This window comes from Bordetella tumulicola, from assembly GCF_054779135.1.
Window position 1 is genome coordinate 270,483 of the sequence record NZ_BAAGYU010000006.1, and the last position, 19,711, is coordinate 290,193.

22 protein-coding genes are annotated in these 19,711 nt (G+C 64.3%); all 22 read right to left on the bottom strand.

Annotated elements, in window-relative coordinates; all coding sequences use genetic code 11:
• Positions 1–25: 25 nt before the first annotated feature.
• On the bottom strand, positions 26–715 hold the full coding sequence (locus tag ACYVDM_RS05240) for a DUF3275 family protein (protein ID WP_009459697.1): 690 nt from the start codon (positions 713–715) through the stop codon (positions 26–28).
• 57 nt (positions 716–772) lie between these two features.
• Positions 773–1,690 carry a DUF3577 domain-containing protein gene (locus tag ACYVDM_RS05245; RefSeq protein WP_009459698.1) on the bottom strand — a complete coding sequence of 306 codons (918 nt, stop codon included), beginning with the start codon at positions 1,688–1,690 and terminating at the stop codon, positions 773–775.
• 368 nt (positions 1,691–2,058) lie between these two features.
• Entirely contained in the window at positions 2,059–2,412 is a 354-nt protein-coding gene (locus tag ACYVDM_RS05250) for a DUF3085 domain-containing protein (RefSeq protein WP_009459699.1), read from the bottom strand.
• Positions 2,413–2,536: 124 nt separating this feature from the next.
• Positions 2,537–3,349 (bottom strand): hypothetical protein, encoded by an 813-nt coding sequence (locus ACYVDM_RS05255; protein WP_019726335.1) that lies wholly within the window; start codon positions 3,347–3,349, stop codon positions 2,537–2,539.
• Positions 3,350–3,637: 288 nt separating this feature from the next.
• Positions 3,638–3,916 carry a hypothetical protein gene (locus ACYVDM_RS05260; RefSeq protein WP_009459701.1) on the bottom strand — a complete coding sequence of 93 codons (279 nt, stop codon included), beginning with the start codon at positions 3,914–3,916 and terminating at the stop codon, positions 3,638–3,640.
• 97 nt (positions 3,917–4,013) lie between these two features.
• Positions 4,014–4,751 (bottom strand): DUF5983 family protein, encoded by a 738-nt coding sequence (locus ACYVDM_RS05265; protein WP_009459707.1) that lies wholly within the window; start codon positions 4,749–4,751, stop codon positions 4,014–4,016.
• An 80-nt stretch (positions 4,752–4,831) separates the two neighbouring features.
• Positions 4,832–5,518 carry a hypothetical protein gene (locus ACYVDM_RS05270; RefSeq protein ID WP_009459708.1) on the bottom strand — a complete coding sequence of 229 codons (687 nt, stop codon included), beginning with the start codon at positions 5,516–5,518 and terminating at the stop codon, positions 4,832–4,834.
• Between the two features lie 173 nt (positions 5,519–5,691).
• Complete coding sequence (locus tag ACYVDM_RS05275) at positions 5,692–6,084, bottom strand: hypothetical protein (protein WP_009459709.1); 393 nt, start codon at positions 6,082–6,084, stop codon at positions 5,692–5,694.
• Positions 6,085–6,105: 21 nt separating this feature from the next.
• Complete coding sequence (locus ACYVDM_RS05280) at positions 6,106–6,318, bottom strand: hypothetical protein (protein ID WP_003290186.1); 213 nt, start codon at positions 6,316–6,318, stop codon at positions 6,106–6,108.
• 331 nt (positions 6,319–6,649) lie between these two features.
• Positions 6,650–7,207 (bottom strand): hypothetical protein, encoded by a 558-nt coding sequence (locus ACYVDM_RS05285; RefSeq protein ID WP_009459715.1) that lies wholly within the window; start codon positions 7,205–7,207, stop codon positions 6,650–6,652.
• Positions 7,208–7,449: 242 nt separating this feature from the next.
• On the bottom strand, positions 7,450–9,057 hold the full coding sequence (locus ACYVDM_RS05290) for a DNA cytosine methyltransferase (RefSeq protein ID WP_009459716.1): 1,608 nt from the start codon (positions 9,055–9,057) through the stop codon (positions 7,450–7,452).
• A gap of 519 nt (positions 9,058–9,576) precedes the next feature.
• Positions 9,577–11,589 carry a DNA topoisomerase III gene (locus ACYVDM_RS05295; protein WP_009459717.1) on the bottom strand — a complete coding sequence of 671 codons (2,013 nt, stop codon included), beginning with the start codon at positions 11,587–11,589 and terminating at the stop codon, positions 9,577–9,579.
• A gap of 278 nt (positions 11,590–11,867) precedes the next feature.
• Positions 11,868–12,308, bottom strand: a complete 441-nt coding sequence (locus ACYVDM_RS05300; protein WP_019726334.1) for a single-stranded DNA-binding protein — start codon at positions 12,306–12,308, stop codon at positions 11,868–11,870.
• 72 nt (positions 12,309–12,380) lie between these two features.
• Positions 12,381–12,908 (bottom strand): DUF3158 family protein, encoded by a 528-nt coding sequence (locus ACYVDM_RS05305; RefSeq protein WP_009459718.1) that lies wholly within the window; start codon positions 12,906–12,908, stop codon positions 12,381–12,383.
• Positions 12,905–13,684: a PFL_4669 family integrating conjugative element protein gene (locus ACYVDM_RS05310; RefSeq protein WP_009459719.1), complete on the bottom strand. Its 780-nt coding sequence runs from the start codon at positions 13,682–13,684 to the stop codon at positions 12,905–12,907. Before ACYVDM_RS05310 ends, ACYVDM_RS05305 begins: the two co-directional genes overlap by 4 nt.
• Positions 13,685–14,002: 318 nt before the next feature.
• Positions 14,003–15,229: an STY4528 family pathogenicity island replication protein gene (locus ACYVDM_RS05315; protein WP_009459721.1), complete on the bottom strand. Its 1,227-nt coding sequence runs from the start codon at positions 15,227–15,229 to the stop codon at positions 14,003–14,005.
• 3 nt (positions 15,230–15,232) lie between these two features.
• A complete protein-coding gene (locus tag ACYVDM_RS05320) occupies positions 15,233–15,793 on the bottom strand; it encodes a DUF2857 domain-containing protein (protein ID WP_009459723.1) in 561 nt (186 codons plus the stop codon).
• Between the two features lie 15 nt (positions 15,794–15,808).
• Complete coding sequence (locus ACYVDM_RS05325; protein ID WP_009459725.1) at positions 15,809–17,458, bottom strand: ParB family protein; 1,650 nt, start codon at positions 17,456–17,458, stop codon at positions 15,809–15,811.
• The gene (locus tag ACYVDM_RS05330) at positions 17,451–17,699 is read right to left on the bottom strand and encodes a hypothetical protein (RefSeq protein ID WP_019726333.1); all 249 of its coding nucleotides are present in this window, start codon (positions 17,697–17,699) and stop codon (positions 17,451–17,453) included. The genes ACYVDM_RS05325 and ACYVDM_RS05330 overlap by 8 nt, the downstream gene beginning before the upstream one ends.
• Positions 17,683–18,558, bottom strand: coding sequence for a ParA family protein (locus tag ACYVDM_RS05335; RefSeq protein ID WP_009459727.1), 876 nt, complete (start codon positions 18,556–18,558; stop codon positions 17,683–17,685). Before ACYVDM_RS05335 ends, ACYVDM_RS05330 begins: the two co-directional genes overlap by 17 nt.
• A gap of 42 nt (positions 18,559–18,600) precedes the next feature.
• On the bottom strand, positions 18,601–18,813 hold the full coding sequence (locus tag ACYVDM_RS05340; protein ID WP_009459729.1) for an AlpA family transcriptional regulator: 213 nt from the start codon (positions 18,811–18,813) through the stop codon (positions 18,601–18,603).
• A 118-nt stretch (positions 18,814–18,931) separates the two neighbouring features.
• Complete coding sequence (locus ACYVDM_RS05345; protein ID WP_019726332.1) at positions 18,932–19,684, bottom strand: hypothetical protein; 753 nt, start codon at positions 19,682–19,684, stop codon at positions 18,932–18,934.
• Positions 19,685–19,711: the final 27 nt, after the last annotated feature.

The following is a 19,711-nucleotide window of genomic DNA, read 5'->3' on the forward strand; positions in this document are numbered from 1 at the left end:
AACACCGCGGATGCGGTGTCTGCAATCACGCAGGTTGCAGTTCGGCCTGGCGGCTCCACTCCTGCGTCTTGAAGTCCAGCGCGTAGCCCAGTTCGCCCAGGCGGGCGATCTGCGCGCGCAGGGTGCGGCGGTCGATGGTCGAATCCAGCTTCACAGACTCGCCCAGCGGCCACAACAGGCCGAACAGCGCGGCGTCGCCATCCTCGGTGCTGCCGGGGGCAGCAGCCGCAGCAGGCGGCGCGTCCACGCCGAAGGGCGTGGTATCGACCAGCGGGTCCGCGGACGTCTGCACGGGTGCAGGTTTGGCGGACCTGGATGCCTTGGCGGGCTTGGCCGGCGTTGTCGCAGGCTGTGTCCCTTGCTCTTCATCGAGCGGATCGACTTCCTGCGGAGCAAAGCTATGTGCTTCGGCCTTGCTCAGCTTGTCGATGCCGAAAAGTGTCATACCGTCCAGGTTGGCGCGCATCTCGAAACGCATGCTGCCGTCGCTGATCGGATAGCCTTTGAGGAAGATGTAGCGAAGAACGAATTCCCCTTGGTACTTGCCCTCGGGGTATTGCTCCAACTCCGCGTCTTTAATCGTGAACTTGCCGAGTTGGCATTCGAGCTTGCCAACGTTGAACTTTCCGTTGCGGCCGTGAATGGTGCGCAGCGCGAGCTGGCCCGGGACGATGATGGGCGTGGCCGATTTCTCGGGTGCCGATGTGACTGCCATGATGCTTCTCCTTGAGGAATAGGAAAAAGGCAAGGCCCCGTGAGGGGCCATGCCGGATCAGAACGAAGCAGCCAATGCCGGCTCCTGCTCTTCGACTTCACCTGCGGGCTCGCGCTCGGCGGACTCGATAGGCTGGTCGGCAGCGGTGTCGGCGGCATCCTCGGCTTCGGGCGCGGGTGCGTCCTCGGCCTGCGGCGCCTCGGCTTGCGCCTGGCTCGTCGGATAGACCTGGGTGCCGTCGATCTTGATCAGACCGATGTGGATCAGCGTCGATTCCAGGCTCGCTCCCGGCTCCCCGGCGCGCTCACCCTTGGTGCGGATGTACGGATCGATCTTCATGTCGTTCAACTTGAAGGCGATCAGCACCTTGCGGTCCCCTTCGATGGCCTGCACGCACCGGCGAACCAGGTGCTCGGCTTCAGGGGTGGCGACGATGGTGTCGAAGTACCGATAGTCCGGTTCACCGACAGGCCCGGCCAGAGCCGCGACGCAGCACGACAGGAACGGATCGCCATCCTTGGGGGTGACGTCCTTCGGACGGCTGAGGTAGCCGATGCCGCGGGTGATCAGCTCGTGCTGCTTGATGGAAGCCAGTTCGGCCCGGTCAAGCGGCTCGGCCTTGAGCAGTCGCGCCTTGAGGGACGCGGCGGCTTCACCCTTGCGCTCGCCCTTGTCGCGGATGTACGCATCGCCCCACAGGTCGCCGAGGCGGAAGCGCACCAGCGGGCGCTGCTTGGGATCGTCAACGCCGATGTAGCGCTGGACGAGGTTCTTGGCCTCGGCACCCGAGACCTTGACGTCGAAGTAGCGGTAGCTGGGGTCCCTGGCGGGGCCGACCAGCGCGGCAACGGTGCATGCCAGGAAAGGCTGCGCACGGCGGCCGCCCCGGACAGGCACTTCACGGACACGCTGGATGTAGCCGATGCCCGAGGTGTGGAGGTCGAAATACGATTTCTCGTTGGACGTGGTGTTCATGGTGAATCTCCATAGGGAAGAAGCGGAGACACACCAGCCCCACGCATGCGGGGAAAGGTGCGTAACCCCGCGGTGGGTCGATAAGGCGAAAGCATCCGCCACCAGAGACTGGTGGCCGCTCGCGGATGGATGCGGTGCGAGCTGGCTCGGTCACGCAGTGGGAACTGCGACGCAACCTCGAAGACCGATGGTTGCCTGGCATGTCGCTGACAACGTCAGCAGGCATGGGGTCAGCATGGCCGGGCCTCGCGCGCGCGACAGCAATCAATCGGCATCCGGGCGCTTCCCATTTTTTCCAGGCTGCCCAGTTCCGCCCAAAAGAAAGCCCCCGAAATGGGGGCTTCAAGGGGTATGCGGACATTTTTGGACTACGCCGATTCCACCGCCGCCAGTGACAGATACGTAGCGGTGGCGGACAGCTCCAGATCATCTGAGCTTTGCAGAATGCGAGTGAAAACGCTGTCTTTCGGGTCGAAGAACTCGCCGAAATCGTCGCCGCCAAGCTCGGCGCGTGCCAGTTCCCACCAGTCATCGAACGGGTCGGTATCCGGGTTGCAGCCGACGGCATAGGCCAGCAGCTTCACGCGGCCATCGGGGCGGCGCTCTCCGCGCTCGGCGAGGAAGTACACGCCCTGGTCCTTGGCCAGGGCGACGCGGCATTGGTTGGCGATGGCCTCGGCAAGCACGGGGCGCAGGTCGGAGCCTCTGAATCGCAGTGACATGGTTGAAATCTCCTGTATGGATGAAGAAAAAAGCCCTCCACCGAAACGGATGGAAGGCTTGTGGGGCAGTCGCCGGTAGGCTGTGGACTGATCAGTCGTGCCGCTAGGCTTCCTGTCTGGCGCGTCAGGCTGGAACCGCCTGACGTTGACGAGAGGCTTTGGCGTCGATCACGCTCACGCCGATCAGGCGCCAGCGCCCGTCGTCGATGAGCCGCTCCAGCACTTCACCGAGCATGTCGAAATACACCTCGTCGTGCCTATCGATCAACTCACCGTCGCGGTGCAGCTCCACCACGTAGGTGTCGCCGCCACGGTCGTAGAGGATCGTCACCTGACCCTCGAACTTGGTGGTTGAGACCGTGAAGCTGATCGCCGGCGGGGTCTCGATGATCTTGGAGGGCTTGGGATCGACCCAGGCGAAGTCGCGGGCACCTGCATCGACCAGCATGTGGGTGATGCACCGGAACCCGTCGGGCGCGGGCATCTCCTCCAACTGCTCGATGAGTTGGCCCAGCTCCATGCACTGCGGCTCGGGAATTGGCAGCTTGGCGGGTGCTTTGCCAAGGATATGCCTCGTGATGGTGTAAGGCGTGCCATCCGAAGTCTTCTCGGTGACGACTTCCGGGGTGTCCGCGCGCAGCCCGTCGAAACGTCGCCGGGCGTAGGGTTGGACATGGACCTTGGCGCCCTCGCTGGGAACGGTGGTCACCAGGTTGGGATCGAGCACGGCGAACTCGGAAGGCTTGAGCTTGACGACGATGGCATCGTCGGTCGCGGAGACCACCTTGCCGTTGAAGGGCTGAGGGTCGATGGCGAAGCCCAACGTCGAGGACTGCGGCTGATCATCGAATACGCGGTATTTGAACGAACGCACGTTGCGAGGCATATGGCCCGCGACAAGCGAAGGCATCATGGATTTGATGAGGGAACGGTCCATGGGAATCTCCTTGAGGAAGAACAAGGGATTCCCCGCCCGCAAGGGAGAGGTCCCTTGTGGGTGGCGTGAACGGACGGGGTACGTCCATAGGAAGAAACGACCAGCACGGTTTCCCGCACTTGCAGCCTTGAAGGTCTCGGCTGCCAGGGCATGTGTCGGCAACGCCGACGAACATGGAGCAAGGATGGCTCTGGAATGGGCGGCCTGCCCGCAAGAAATCGCACAGCGTCGCACCCGCTTTCCTGCGCTGCGGACAAGAAAAAGCCCCTCGAAAGGGGCTTGGTTGGGTCAGGCTTCGTACACGAAGTAGTGCTCGCGCTGACGTGGGAAGAAGACATGCTTCCATGTATCGCCGCTGGTGTTGCCACCGTCGAAGACGACCATTTCGTAGTCGTCAATGTCGGTGTCCACCAGGTCGGCGCTGGCGATATGGCGCATGTGCAGCGTGCCGCTCATGCGCTCGAATACCAGGATCTGGCCGATGGCGTCGTCCTGGCCCATGGCATTGACGCAGGCGCCGAGCTGGTGCTCGAAGTCTGGCGTGCGCGAGATGAGGTCGGGGAACATGAGGTTGCTCCTATGAAAATGGATCAGCCCGGTTCCGGGAGGGAGACGGGCCGGTATGGGGGAGAACAAAGAGGAAGGATGTTGCGTCGAGCGGCTGCTAGGATTCGGCCAACGGCAGGCCCAACAGCACGGGTGCGTCGGCGTCGAGAATCAGGATGCGCACATCGGCCTGGCCAGCCAGTTCAATGACGTTCGCCAGGTCATCCGGCATACCCTTGCTTCGGTGCTCCTGGCGAAGCTGCTCCGCACTGATGCCCTCGGCGTGGTCCAGGTTCTTGTCCGTCCAGGGGGTGGAGATCAGCTTGATGCCGATCGCCGGGCTGTACGGAACCCGGAACGCGATGAACAGGAAGGCCTCCGGCGTGGCGAGGTCTGCCAGGTTGGCGAGGTATTGGCTGGTTTCCTCGCTTATGTGCGCGCTGCTGATTTCCCAGCACCGGCTGTAATAGCCGGTCTCGAAACTCAGGCGCTGTACGACCTCCCGCGCTGCCTCTGCCGAATAGGCGTCGCCGACGTGGATGGGGCGGCCGTCGAAGTCATCGCCATGGATGGCATAGACCACGGCGCCGATTACGCCTTCGCCGCTGACACCTTCTCCGGCATCGCATTCGGCCAGTACCTCGGCACTCACGGGTTCGGGACCATTCCTGACTACGGCGAAATCGCTGGTGACGATGCACGAGGATGAAATCATTTCCTCGTCGGAAAGGTGCTTTTGGCTCGGGTGGATGATTCGCCAGACATGCGGGCTTCCATCCTCGTAGCTGATGCACAGCGTGCGGACGATTTTCAGATTCCAGTATCCGCGGAGAAAGGGATTGGGTTTCAGGGACATGGGAACTCTCCAGATTTGAATAATGGAGCCAATCCCCGCCACCGGGAATTGGACCCGGTGGGTTGAAAGTGGAAAATGCGTCAGTCGGCGCTGATCGTTGACGTCTGAGCCAGCCGTTCGGCGATGCGATGGCGCACATTTAGGCGAAATTGCTCATCGGTGATGCCGGCAAGCAGGTTGGCGGCCTCCAGCGCGATCAACGCTGAGGCCTCTTCGATGTCGGCGGCCAGGATGGTGTTGCGCAGTTGATCGCCGAGTTGAAGCGCCTGCGAGGACGTTCTGAAGACCTGGACCTCGCGGCTCAGGTAGCAGCCGTTGCCGCCGAACTCGAATAGCCTTGGCTTGCTGCAATACCAGCAGCCCTCAAACTGTATGGCGGTCAGGTTATGGCCATCATCGAAGCGGGTAGCGATCAGAAGCAGGGCTTCCAGGTCCGCGCTGTCCTCGAAGTGGTGGTGCTCTATCAGGTTCTCCAGCTCCCCGTCCTGGTCAGCACCGAAGTGCGCGGCCAGCCGTTCAAGCAGAGGCGGAATCGACAACTCTTCGTCGTCGGGCATGGGGATTCCGAGTTGTGTGGCCAGGTTTTCCAGACCGTCCAGCACATCTGTCCAGCGTGGATCATTGGTCTCGGCGATCTGGGCGATGTAGGCCTGCCCATTGCCGGGATGGTTTTCGTCGAGCGCGAAGGCATCGAACAGTGCCTTGATGACGGGAGTAACGCGGTCGAGCACGAGAACGCCCGTGCCTTCGTAGTAGTTGTTTGCCATGCTGGCTCCTTTCGAGAAGAGCGGAGCCAGCCCCTGCGGACGATGGCATCCGCAGGGAATAGCCCAGGGCCGTTGGCGCCGGGCGATGGGGAAGAAAAATTGAGGGACATGGCCTTATGAGCGCATGTCCCTCACGGGAGGATCGAGAAGACAGTGGCGTGCCGGAGACCGACTCACCAACCGCTGTAGTTCACCAGCAGGTCGGCGATGACCTTGCGGCGTTCCAGATCGAGACCGTCGAAGTCCGACAGCCCGTGGAAGTGGCAGCGCTTGAGCATGGCACCGCCCTCGCGCGCGTTGTAGAAGCTGACCATGGCGGACAGGAACATGCGTTCGCCGCTGCTCAGGACGCCGAGGGCATCGTTGAGCCGCAGCATGTCGGGACGCAAATCCCACTTGGTGTTGGCCCGGTTCAGGCCTTCACGGGTGCCGTCGCCGAACCACTCGGGACCAGCAATCTCGACACCGCGCTTCCAGGCCTCGAAGAAGGCTTGGGGCGCGGCAGCGAAATGCTGCTCTTCCCGCATGATCTGATCGACGACTTCCCGCGGCAGTAGCTGGTTCATGATGTGATTTCTCCAGTTGGATCAGGGAATGGCGAGCTGGGACCAGCCGCCTCTTTCGAGGGCGCGTTGAGCCGCGGCATAGCTGCGGAAGTACTCGCGGGATTCCCGCGAAACGGGACCTTCGGTATCGCGCGTGCCGATGTAGTGGCCGGCGGCGCTTTGCAAGACTTCGAGCGGCAGGAACTTGCCGCAGTAGGTCAGGGCCAACTGGCCGAAAGAGGCTTGCTGGGACATGGACGGGCTCCTTGGAAAAGCGGGGCCTTGTCCCTCACGGGATGGCAGCTCCCGCACGCGGTTGATAAAAAGCATCAGCGTCACGGGGACGCTCATCCGCAGAATTGATGCGATGCGGACTGGTGGGTGACGCGGGAGAGACCCGCGGCAGCCTGGAACCCTGGCTGCTGGCATGTGCTGACGAATCAGCGAACATGCGGGCAGCTTCTTGCGAGGGCCGTGCTGCGTCAGTTGGAAAACCGCATCCGGCACAGCCCCGATTGATGGGCTCAGAGAAAAGAAAAGCCCCGCGTCGAGTGCGGGGCTGTCAGGAGGGTGCGGTGGTGCTGGGTCAGTCGGGCTTGTCGCCCAGGACATGCTGCTTCCACAGGTCGAATGCCTGCTCGGGCGGCAGCTCGGCGAGGATGACGATGGGCTGGGCCTGCCGGGCGCGCAGCGAAGCGAAGTACGACTTGCGGTCGGCGATGGCCTTGAGCTTGATGCCCTTGATGAACAGCAGTTTGCGGTCCTTGATGAACAGCACCTTGTTGCCGATGTCGCGGTTGAACGCGGCTCGCACCTTGCGTTCCGCGTGCATGGCATCGGCCAGCTCATCGACCAGGAAGTCGAGCGTCATGGCGATGTAATGAGGGTCTTCACCCTCGTGGCCCAGGTCGAGCGGCGCAGGCGGCAGGCCCTTGGCGAAGGCTTCGGCCTGCGCCAGCAGCGCCGCCTTGCCGTTGAGTGCGTGGAGGAACGTCGAGCCGCCGTGGCCGTCGTTGCGGGCCTCGGCGATGGGAATGCCGTCGAACACGATGGTCGCGGTGAAGCACAGCGTTTCCTCGCTGGCGAAGTCGGCCACCTTGAGGTTCTTCAGCGTGATGCGGTCTTGCTTGGTGATGGTTTCCATGGGAGATCCTGAAATCGACCGGGTGGCGACATGCCCCTAACGGGACGTGGCGACCATCCCGTGGGTTGGAGAAAGGAGGCATCGATGCCCCGGTGGGCAGCGTTCGCCGGTGAGATGCCGAAGCGAACTGGTGGGTGGCGTGGGCGGAACCCACGGCAGCCTTGACACCCTGGCTGCGGGCTGCTGCCGATACATCGGCAATGCAGGGAGAGAATGGCGCGGCCGGCAGGCTGCGTCGTCGATCAATCCGAATCGGTCAAGTCCGTCTTGTGCAGGCACTGCACCAGCCGGTTGCCCAGCCAAGCCATGCACGGGACGGCCATGGAGTTGCCAATCGCCTTGTAGCGCGGAGCGTCTGCGGCAGGCTTGCCGCGATACGGGATCAGCGTGTAGTCGTCGGGCATGCCCTGCAGCCGCTCGCACTCCATGGGCATCAGCCGCCGCACCCGCCATTGCGACCAGTCCGCTGCACCGGATTCATTCCAGTCGTAGCGGAAATGTGCCTCGAAGTCGGGGGCCAGGACATGGGGCTTGTCTGCGCCGCCGCCGCTGGTACGCAACGCCGCTGCAACGCTTCCGCCCAGTTCGGCGGCAAGACCCTGCGTCCGTCCCCGCAGGGCAACGCAGGCCACCATCGGCACACCGTAGCCCGGCTTGCCGTTGGACAGGACGGTGCAAGACACCTGTCCATGCCCCGACTCGAAGCGCACTTCGCCGCGGTTGTTCTGCGCGAAGGCGATGGCGGGTACGACGCCTGCGTTCGCATGGCTGTTGCGATGCCCGCCGGCACGCAGCGTCGGCGTCAGGTCGATCGTGGCGTCCGCGCCGCTGCCCTGGGCGGTGAAGGCGATGATCGGCACGCCCTTTCCCGTACCGTCCTCGCTGCTGCCCTTGCCGTTGTTGGCGGTGTCGAGGGTGTGGGCGATGCTGCCGGCGATGGACTGCACCATGAACGTCTCGGTGCGGATGTCGTGCTTGGGACCCGCGGCCATCAGGCATGCCGCAACATCGACGGGGCCGATGCCGCCGCTGAATCCGAACGTCGTCGTGACCTTGCCGTAGGGCTGGTTCAGTCCAGCGAATCCTGCGTATCCGCCTGCTGCAGCAGCACCCGATCCAGCAGCGCGGGCAGCTTCTTGCCACGGCGCGCGGCCCGCAGAAGAATCCCCGCGCAGGCCTGTGCGCTCAAAAAGTACTTCGGAGGGATCGAGGTCATCACCACCACATGCCACAAGAAACACGCGCTTGCGGCGTTGGGCGACACCGAAATATTGAGCGTCGAGCACGCGCCAGGCGATGCGGCGGCGGGGTCCAGACACACAACCAGCGTGCGCCCATTTTTCCCCTGGCGGCTGGAGCGCACGGCTTTCTCCGGCCAGTGCTCCCAGGAAATGCCCGAAGGCATTGCTGCGGTCGTTGAGGACGCCGGGGACGTTTTCCCAGACGAGCGTTGCCGGCGGGCGGCGGTCTTGGTGGCGGGTTTGGTCGATGGCATTTGCAAGCTCCACATAGGCAAGGGTCAAGGCGCCGCGCGGGTCGTTCAGCCCCTGGCGCGCGCCGGCAACGCTGAACGACTGGCACGGCGTGCCGCCGACCAGGATGTCGGGCGCCGGCACGATGCCGGCGCGCACCTGACGGGCGATCGCGGTCATGTCGCCCAGGTTGGGCACATGGGGGTAACGGTGGGCGAGCACGGCGCTCGGGAACGGCTCGATCTCGGCGAACCACGCGGCTTTGAGGCCGAGGGGTTGCCATGCGAGGCTCACGGCCTCGATGCCGCTGCACACGCTGCCGTACAGCAGTGGCGCGGCCTGGGGCGCACCGCGAAGGGTGCAAGGTTGCGGGTTCATGTCGGGTCTCCTGTTCGTGTGGCCCGGGGCGGGCCGGGACGTTGATAGGCAGGAGAAAGGCGCCGAAGGCCCTGCGGCCTTCGGCTCGGGAGGACAGAACCACCCGTGGGCTGGTGCAGGCCCGGTCGTCGCTAGAACCGTCTGCTCATCAGCAATCACACCCGGCGCATGTCGTGGTTCGCGCCGGCATCGTCTGGCGCACATCCGCGCACAAAGGGAGCCCGTTTTTGCGCCGGCGGGCACCGGCACCGAATACCGCTGACCACGAAGGGTCTCCGGGTGGCTCGCGCAGCTTGGCAAGCCACCGGGGGACCCTTCGCAGAGGCGGGAGAAATGCAGATCAGCAGAACGCGCAGGAGGCGGTTCGCGGAGAAGCTACCTTCAGGTCCCGCGGCCGGGGACGGCCAGGCGGGACGCGCACACGGACAAGAAGGCGTTGCGCGCTGGGCGTCCCGCAGGGCGTGCGGAACACAGGCCGCGCCGCCGATGGCGGGCACGGCTCACGGGGAACGGGGTCGGTCAGGAGCCTTTGCGGCCGCTGCGGCGCGGGCGCGAGGCACCACGCCTGGACGTGCCGGATTCGACCGGCAGCGTGCCTTTGCAGTCGGGGTAGCGACTGCACGACCAGAATGGGCCGCTCTTGCCGGTGCGCTGGCGCGTCGGTGCGCCGCACTGTGGGCAAGGCGGTCCGTGGGGAACCTTGATGGACAGGGACGTGCTGCCGTACTGCGCGATCAACTGTGAGATCCATGCAGCCTGCTTGCCGATGAATACGTCCAGCGTGAGCTGTCCAGCTTCGATCATGTCCAGCGCCTGTTCCCAGACGGCGGTTGTCCCTGGGTCGGCAATCGCTGTGGGCACCGCGTCGATCAGGGTGAAGGCCGCATCCGAGGCACGGATGGCGCGGCCCTTCTTCACGAGGTAGCCCCGCGTCAGCAGGCCACTGATGATGTTGGCCCGCGTCGCTTCGGTGCCGATGCCGACCGTATCCTTGAGCTTCTGTTTCAGGCGCGGGTCCGAGACCAGTTTGGCGACGCCCTTCATGGACTTGACCAACTCGCCCTGCGTATAGGGTCGAGGGGGCAGCGTCTTGAGCGCCTTCAGATCGACGTCGGCCACCTGACATGCCAGGCCCTCGCGCAGCGCGGGCAGTACCTGGCTGCGCGCCGCAGGGTCGCCATCCTCCTCGGATTGCGGTTCGGCCAGCACCAGGTGCCAACCCTTGACGACGACCTGCTTGCCGGTGGCCGCCAGCGTCTGCTGGCCGCAGGAGAGGTTCGCCACAGTGCGGTCGAACTCGTGGTGAGGAAGGAATTGCGCCAGGTAATGCGCCCGGATCAGCCGATACACTGCCAGTTCTTTCTCACTCATGGTCGAGAGGTTCGCCGGTTCGAGCGTCGGGATGATGCCGTGGTGAGCAGACACCTTCGCGTCGTTCCAGGCGCGTGAGCGTTGAGTGCGGTCGAGCTGGTCCATGATCGGTCGCAGCAAGGGATCGGTCTTGACCAGGCTGTCGAGGACCGTTGGCACCTCGGCGAACATGCTTTCGGGCAGGTAGCCCGAATCGGAGCGCGGGTACGTCGTGGCCTTGTGCGTCTCGTATAGGGCCTGAGCAATGTCTAAGGTCTCCTGCACATCGAGCCCAAGCTGCCTGGAACACACCTCCTGCAAGGTCCCCAGGTCGAACGGCAGCGGCGGGCCTTCCCGCACGCGCTCGGTTTCGACCGCCACCACCTGGGCGCTGTCCGCGGCGCGGATCTGCTGCGCGGCGTGCTGCGCGATGGGCTGCTGCAGGCAGCGGCCGGCGTCGTCGGTGCATGTGTTCGGGGGAACCCACTGCGCGGTGAAAGCCTGGCCACCAGCGGACAGGGACACGTCGATGGCCCAGTACGGCACGGACACGAAGGCGGCGATCTCGCGGTCGCGGTCCACGACCAGTTTGAGCGTGGGGGTCTGGACGCGGCCGACCGACAGCACGCCGTCGTAGCCAGCCTGTCGTCCCAGCACCGTGAACAAGCGGCTGAGGTTCATGCCGACGAGCCAGTCCGCCCGAGAGCGTGCCAGCGCCGAGTAGTACATCGGCAACGTCTCGGCCGATGGCCGGAGCTTGCCGAGTGCCGCGCGGATGGAAGCATCGTTGAGCGCCGACAACCACAGCCGTTCGATGGGGCCGCGGTAGCCGCACAGGTCGATGATCTCGCGGGCGATCAACTCGCCCTCGCGGTCGGCATCTGTGGCGATGACAAGCTGGGTCGCCTTAGCCAGAAGCGCCTTGACGACCTTGAACTGCGTGGCGGTCTTCGGTTTGACCTCGACCCGCCAGTGCTGAGGAATGATGGGCAACTGCTCGATGGACCAGCGCTTCAACTGCTCGTCGTAGGCTTCGGGCGCTGCGGCTTCTACGAGATGGCCGATGCACCAGGTGACGGTGACGCCGGAACCGTTGAGGCAGCCTTCAGCGCGCTGCGTGGCACCGAGAATCCGGCCAATGTCTTTGCCCTGGGAGGGCTTCTCGCACAAGAACAGCCGCATGTCCGTCCATCCCGATTCCCGTTGTTCATGGAGTTGCTGGAATCGAGGATGCCGAGCGCCACCTGGGGCAGCAGCAAACAAGCCGCATGCGGCGGTGACCGCTTTCACGGGATGGAATGGCTTGTGCGGGGGTGGCGCGTGGCCGCAGGTGTGCGGACCGGGAGCCGCGATATGAGGGAGCGCGTGAAAGTCGGTGGACGTTGGTGGAGCTATCCCCTGGGGATAGCTCGCGAGCGCATGGAGGGCGGCGAAGACGTGCGACCGCCCTCCATGCCGGTTCACTTCCTGCGCTTGGATTCTTTCGGCGCAGCCGGTTCCTGCGCGGCCTGGGGCTTGGGCTCTGCCTCTTGCGGCTTCGGGCTGAGGGTCACGGATTCGATGCGGTACGGCAGGATGCCGACGCTGCGCGCGTTGATCTGCCAGGTCTCGCGCGGCTGATCCTCGTTATCCGTCCAGGGTTCGCGCTCCATGCGGCCGACGACCAGCACGCGCATGCCTTTCTGGTACAGGTCCTTCCAGTGCTCGGCGTCGCGGTGCCAGATTTCCACCGGCGCCCAGAAGCCGCCCCGGTCCTCGAACGTGCCATCCTTCTTCGGCACAGGGTTGTCGAAATAGACGTTCAGGCGTAGCAGGCGACTGGGTTCGTCGTTGCCGTTGGGGAATTCGCGGTACTCCGGTGGCGAACCGATGTTGCCTTCGCCGGAAAAATGCGTGCTCATGATGTGATCTCCGTGGTGGTTGAAATACCCGTGCCTCGTCGGCGCCGGGAGCGTGCTGGGTGCCCGGCGCAATCACCGATCGCGCATTGCGGCGGGAATGGGCGTGAGCCGGCGCAGGTAGGCGTCGTCCGCCTCGGCCGCCTTGCTGGCGCATTCCTGCGCCTGCCTGCCCAAGGTGTGCAGCAGGCTGATCTGCATGTTCAACGTGATGCGCTGCAGCTCGATCGCGTGCAGGTCGGCCAGCAGGTTGACGGGTGTGCTGCTGCTGGCGACCAGCTCCCGCCACAGCGCCACGCCCATGGCCGACCTGTCGTGTCTGCGCCAGCGCAAGAAGACGGTTCCTGCGCCAGTGGTCTGTTGGGCCAGTTCGATGGGCAGCAGGTGGAAGGGGTGCCCGCATGCCTGCTCCAGTACCTGTCGCTGTGCCAGGGCAATCAACTCGTCGCGCATGGCGAAGCACTGGCTGGCCCAGGCCTCGAAGTCCCCTTTACCCTTAAAAGGCTTTAAAAGGCCTTTTAGATAGGCCGCGTGTTCCAGCCGCATGAAGGCACCCTGTTGCAGGCCTCGGAAGTAGCGGGTCGGTGGGTTCGGATCGCTCATGCCGGCTCGTCCTCGCCGGCTGCGGCTTCGGGCGACTCTGCGGTGGTGGTTTCATCGCCGAGCAGTGATGCTTCGGCAGGACCGTCGCCGCGCTGCTTCAGGCCACGGCGCACGATGGGCGGCGCAAACTTCGACCGGCGCGTGCCTTCCAGCACGTCCTGCGGCAGTTCGCCATACTTCTCCAGCGCTGCCCGCGCTGCGGCATTCTTCGACGCGAAGTCATCGCGTGTGCAGCCCGAATAGCGATACTGCTGGGCCAGCGAGAACAGGCTGCGCAATGAATGTGCGCCCTCGTTGAGCCAGCGTTCCAAGGTGCTGCGGTCAATGAGCGCGGTGTGATGGGCGAGGATCAGCTTGCGGGCGATGTCGTCGTAGTCGGCCAGGAGATAGACCGCGGCAAAGCCGAGCTGCGCGTTGACGAAGAGCGGGAGCTTGACCGGCTGCACGTTGAGGTTTTCGCCCAGGCTGAGCGCCGGCGGCACACTCGCCAGCGCCTGGTCCACCTGCTCGCGCAGCGATTGCAGCGTGACCTTGGTGTGGTCGAGCTTGTCCTCGATGCGCAGCATCCACCAGTCCGAGTACGGATCGTCTTGTTCTGAGCCCCGCCGCATCTTGTTCATCTGAGCGATATAGCCATTCAGGCCGACGATGCCCGGTCGCCCCTCGGCGGCGGCGCGGCCATGCCAGATGCGGGAAGCGTGATGGGTGTGCAGGGTCAGCGACATCGCACTGCGCAGGGAGCCGAGATTCAGTTGCAGAGGTTCATTGGTTGCCATGGTGTCTGCTCGTTGTTGGAAAAGGAGCGGCCAGCTTCGACAGGAAGCGGAAGGCAGTCAGTCAAGAATCCGAATCCCGGCGGGCCCCGGTTTAGGGCGTGGCGGTTGCATGCGGCGCGAGCTATCCCCAGGGGATAGCTCCATGGAGCGCTAACGAACGCTGCACGCCGAGATCAGGGGGGACAACGCCGATGCTGCGGCAGATGGTCGATCCCAGGCCTGCGACAGCTTGGCGTTGTGCCCAGCAGCGGAACTATCCCCAGGGGATAGCTCTACTGGCGGCCATGGGCATCTAGTTTCACCGCCTGGCATGCCGACTCATTTGCTGGCGAGCAGATTGCGTAGCCGCTCGATGTGCTGCTTGGCGACTTCTGGCGGCACTGGCTTACCCTGCGGCTGAGGTGGCGGTGCTGGTGGTGGTCGCTCGTTTGGTGGGACGGATGCCGATGGCGCGTCTTTCTTGGCCCAGGCATTGAACTCGCCATGGATGGCGCGCTGGATGATGCCGAACAGATACCCCGCAGGATTGCGTATGCCATGACTGCTGCATCGTGTGGCCCATTCGTCCAGCACGGCCTGTCTCAGCGCGGCATCAACCTGCTGCAATGCCACCCTGGCACCTGTCTGCTGCTCTGCCTTCAGTTCCGTGAAGCGCTTGGGCCATTGCAGATCGCCCAGCGCGCGCGCCTGCGCGGTAGTACGTACTTCATTAATACGACTACTACGTACTGTACGGGCCTGCTTCGGATTCCGAAGAGAGGCGTTTGGCACGGGTTTCGCCCCTGCTTCGGATTCCGAAGATGGGTCATCCGCATTCCGAAGAAGGCTCGATACTCCTTCTTCGGAATCGTGGGCGGCGTCCTCCTGTGGATAACTTGCGGCGGCCGTGATGCCTTGGCTGGCGAGGCGTTCTGCCAGAACCTGCAGCCGCGACGGCAATGTGCGCCCGGAGAGCAGCGGATCTTCCGCGATCTCCTTAAGGGTGTTCAGGCCGACCATCTGGACGGCCTTGGCCGAATGGCCGAGGGACTGGCTGACCAGTGCCAGGTAGTCGGCGTCGAGCTGCATGGCCTCGAAGGGCGTCAGCGGTTCATCGTGCAGAACGTAGAGGTTGCCGAGGATGCGGCCGGTCTTGGGGTCACGCCGTCGCCGCACCAGGCTCAACCATCGGGTGAGGCGCAACAGCGTCAACGCTCGGGCCACGGTTTCATGCGAGGCCTGCCCGGCGCAGGGCATCGATGCCAGCCAGGGTCGAAGCTGCTCATACGTCGGGAAGGCTGTCACGCCATCGTCGTTGAGCATCAGCCGGAACACCTGCCAGGCGTTGCGCTCCAGCGGCGTAAGGCGACGGTCGAGGAACAGTCGCCGCGGCACGGTCTCATGCCGGTTGCCGCTGAAGAGGAAGGCATCGCCGGACGTGGCGGGCGTCGGCGCAGGCATAGGTGCTGGCGCACTGGGCTTGGGCACGAGGTCTTTCAAGGCGGCGTCGAACAGGTCCGCGAGTGCGACGGGGCCACGGCGTGGTGCGGTGTCGTCCACGGCCATGGCTCAACCCAATCCTTGATCGACCCAGCTCTTGATCGAGGCCCAGACCACCGACAGAGGCAGCGACATGCCTTCGGCCAAGTCCATGGCGGCGTCGAGAATGGAGGTTTCGTCTTCGAGATCGACATTCCTGCTGCCGGTCACGGCCTTCCATTGCCGCCACAGATCCGTGTCCTGTTTCTCGTCCAGCACGGGGTGGCGGCCCTTGCGCTTGGGCAGGCCGAGGATTTCGCGGCGAAGCGCCACCTCTTGGTGGGTCAGGCCATAGAACCGACTGACCATCTCGGTGCTCGCACCCAGCCTGAGCATGCGATCGACCGTGGCGATTTCCTTCTCCACGTCCTGCGCCTGCTTGAGTAGTCGCCGGAGCACTTCGCGGTTGACCGTCACCGAGCACCAGGAGACGTTGGCGTTGGCGAGCACGCTGATCAGCGCGGGATGCTTGAGGGCGTCCAGTTCTTCCTCACCAAACCCCATCAGTTTGCACCGGCGCAGTTGCCCATTGCGCAGGTCATAGAGGGCCTGCGCGATGACGGCCTGGTTGAGTGGGTGTGGTGCGGACATGCTGGCCTCCCTCGCTCACGTTCCAAGGTCCGCAGCGCCGGCTTCAAGATCGAGCAGGCGCCGGGCCAGCCGCAGCAGCCGGAACAGCTTGACCAGCGCGGTGTCGCTCAATCGCTGGGCCGCATCACCCTGGCCGTGCAGCAATGCCGGCAGGTCGATGACGATTTGCCCGTCGTGCAGACCGACGTCGGCGGGCCGCTGACCGGCCAGGCACGCCAACAATGCGAGGACGGAACGGCCCAGCGGCGCCGGACTTTGGGTGCGGGCCCGGCAGGCGAAACCGATACCCTCTGCACGGTCATCAATGCACTCGTCCAGGTCTGCCTCGCTCGCGATTTCGCGGGCGAACTGTGCGATGTGGATGCGCAAGCGCTCGGCAGTATCCAAGCCGGGATCGATGTACCAGACATCGGAGATCGGATAGAGCCCGCCAGCCTGCACGGGGATGGACTGCAAGACGCTCGCCGAGAAGTCGGGAGGCAGCGCATCGCCCAACTGATCGGCGACCATGCGCTGGATGGACTGGAGCCGTTCGGTCGTCGGTGCCGGCGAAACGATGTGCTCCCGAAGCAGATCGCTCCCCGCCGCAGGGCTGGCCGGACCCGCCTGACTGGTATCCGTGTCGCTCTCGCGCGCAGGTCGGCCTGCAGGCGGCGCTGCCGATGCAGCCCCTGCGGTGGGTGGCGCGGTGTTGGCAGTTGGGCGCGCGATGGTTTCCGACTCCGGCTCCGGCAACGCAGGCGGCGTCGAGGGCGGCGTTGGGTCGCTGATCAAGGCGCGCTGCCGGCTTTCGGATTCGGTCATGTCCAGGGCGAGCACGTCGTAATTGACACCCAGCAACTCGGCCATCTGGCCGATCAGCTCGTCCTGTACGCGCTGCGCGGAGAACTCGTCGGCCTGGACGTCGAATTGCGACAGCGCTTCCTGGAAAAATTCGTCGAAGTCCTGAACCAGGGAGCGGCCCTTGGCGTAGCGCTCCCACGCGAGCATGCAGGCTTTGCGCATGACCGACAGGCGTTCGACCTGATGGCGACCGAGGCCGCCATAGAGCACGGTGGGGATCGCGGGCAGGAGATACTGCACCGCGTCGTTCATGCGGCTGATGTGCGACTGTTGTACCGGGAAGCCATCGGCAGCGAGGCGGCGGGCCAGCTCGGACTGGCTCAAGGTAGTGCCGCTTTCTTGCTCGTAGAACTCGCGTGCCTTCTCGACGCCGAGGGCGCGCTCGATGAACGTGAGGCCCCCGCGTAATTCATTCTCGGCCAGGTGGCCGGTCAGCATGACGACTTCGCCGCGGCTGGGCCACGGCCGGAACAGGCACGATATACGGAAAAACCGCTCGTCCTTGGTCTCTGACCATAGTTCGCGCAGGATCGCCAGCCGCGTATTTCCGCCGTTGCGGATGATGTAGTGGTCCTCACCTGGTCGGCGAGTGATGGCCGGCGCCGCGTCCAGACCGCGCTCGCGGATGGACGCCTTGATTTCCTCGTAGGCCGGGTTGCGTTTTTTCCTGGGATCGTGGTCGTAGGGGCGCAACTGATCTAGGGTCACGACCATGGGTGTGTCGGCGATCGGGTCGCTCAAGGTCGAGGCTGACGGGCCGCTGCGCTCGAACCCGGCCGCGAGCAGCTTGCCAGCCATCTGCTGGGAGGTGATCTCAGCCATGGCCGCCTCCCTGCGCTTGGTATCGGGCCTCGCGCTCGGCGCGGCGGATTTGCGCACGGGCATTCAGGGTCGCCCGGTGGTCACTGGCCGTCGAGCTGGTGTAGATCGCGGCGCAGCCAGGCTTGGTGAACTTGAGGTGGCCGCCAGGCGTGCGTTTGACGTGCCAACCTTCGCCAACCGCGAACTCGATCAGGGCGCGAAGCCGCTTGTGGCCTCGGGCAAGCTCATGTGCGTTCGCCATGGAACCTCCCGGCATCAAGAGGGTGTGGCGGACGGCCGGACACCATGGCAAATCGGTGCCGCCATTGCGGAAATAGTTCGTCTGCGAGGCCGCGCATGGTGTCGAGCGCGGCGGGGGCGACTCTGCCCGGCGGCTGGCGGTATTCGACCCGATGCACTGGCAATCCGCGCGTAGCTGCACGCGGATACGCCTCGATGGCCGGCACGTCGGTGGCCAGCACGCGGATGCCGGCATGGTCCTGGAAAAGATCGCGCAGGGCCTGCTGGATCAGCCGTGCATTGGCTGACACAGGGTGGACGCGATTGATGAGCAGATGCAGAGGTGGAGGCTCGATGCCCAGGTGCCGGTAGGGCGCAATGTCTTCGAGCAACTGCATGGTGCCGCGCCGCAGCTCGCGCGCCGCGAGGATTTCCGGGGTCACGGGCGACAGCGCGAGGTTGGAGGCGAGTACCGCCATCTCCAGCAGCACCGATCGCGCGCCTTGGGTGTCGATCAGTACCAGGTCATAGAGAGGCGCCAGGACCGGCAAGAGATGGCGCAACCGCAGGCGGCCATCCGGCGCGTGCAGCAGCAAGGTGTTCAGCTCGCCTCGGTGGTCGTTGGAGAGCACCAAGTCCAGGCCCGCGACGATCGTGCGGGACACAAGCAGCCCGAGGTCGCGCTCGTTGAAGGCCAGCAACTCGTAGATGCCACCAGGTGCGCGGTGACCTAGCTCGTAGTACGAGGACAAGGTGGGCTGCACGTCGAGGTCGAGCAGTAGCACACGCAGCCCCGCGTCGGCGGCAAGCCCGCCGAGGTTCGCGGCCGTGGTGGTCTTGCCGACGCCACCTTTTGTTGAAATGATGGATACGACCTGCATGGCGTTCTCCGTGTGAGGATGGGAAGTCCGCTGGAGAACGGGTCAGGCCCGGTTGTTGACGCGCTCGGCGATCCACTGATCGATCTCGATGGAGTCCCAGCCGACCGCGCGCACGCCCAGGCGCAGCGCCTTCGGGAACAAGCCTTTGCGCATCAGGTTGTAGATGTGGGCGCGTTTGAAACCGGACTTGGTTTCGACTTCATCAAGCCGCAGGATGCGGCGCTCGCTTGCGGGCAGTGCAGGTGTTTGCGACATGGCGGTCACTCCTGAACGCTCAGTGGCGTTTGTTGGCGTGACCTCCATTCAATAGACATGGATGGGAAAAGACATTGCAAATGCAATCTCCGCGATTGCACATACAAGATGGAAAACCTCAGACTGTCGCGCTACGCAGCCGGCGTCTGGCCGTGGCGAACTTGCCGTTTAGCGTCCGCTCCGCGATCCCCATGGCGCCGCTGTGATGGGCGACCAATGCACTGACCACCGCCTCCTGCGTCTTGAAGCTGGAGTACGGCACGCCCGAAGGCGACTGGCCGAGCATCAGGTCCAGCATGCTGCCGATAATGTTCAGGTAGGTGGCTTCGGCGCGATCACTGATCAGGCACTGTGCGCCAGCAGAGGGCGCCATCTGCTTGAGAAGCGCCCCGTGCTTTTCCTGCAACTCATGCAGTTGGCGTTTGTACTGGTCCAAGGTGGATTTCAGGGCCAGGCGCTCGACTAGCATCGCCTGCCCAGTTTCCAGCGAGATGAAGGGATGGGTGATGCGCTCGCTTCGGGAGAAGAGGAAGCCCGGTCGTTGCTCGGGATAGTGTTGGCGCATCCAGCGCTTCAGATCGACGTGGCGCACCGTCAGATCAGGGGAGTCGATCAGCGTGGAATCGCGCGTCGTGATGCCGTTCTGCCCGAAGGGCAGTTCTCCATTGAGGATGCCGTCGAAGATACGTTCGGTGCAAAGTCTCAGCTCGGCGCAACGTGGGCAGTCCAACGACTGCGGCAGGCGCCTTGGCGACGAAATCGAAGCCAGGATCACCTGCTCGTATCGCAGCAGCCCGGCCCAGCGGATGGACGCTTCGATCGGGCGATAGAACACCTTTGATGTTGGTGCATCATTCTTGTTCTCGTGCATGCTCCGTCTCCTTCCAGGAGAAGAACT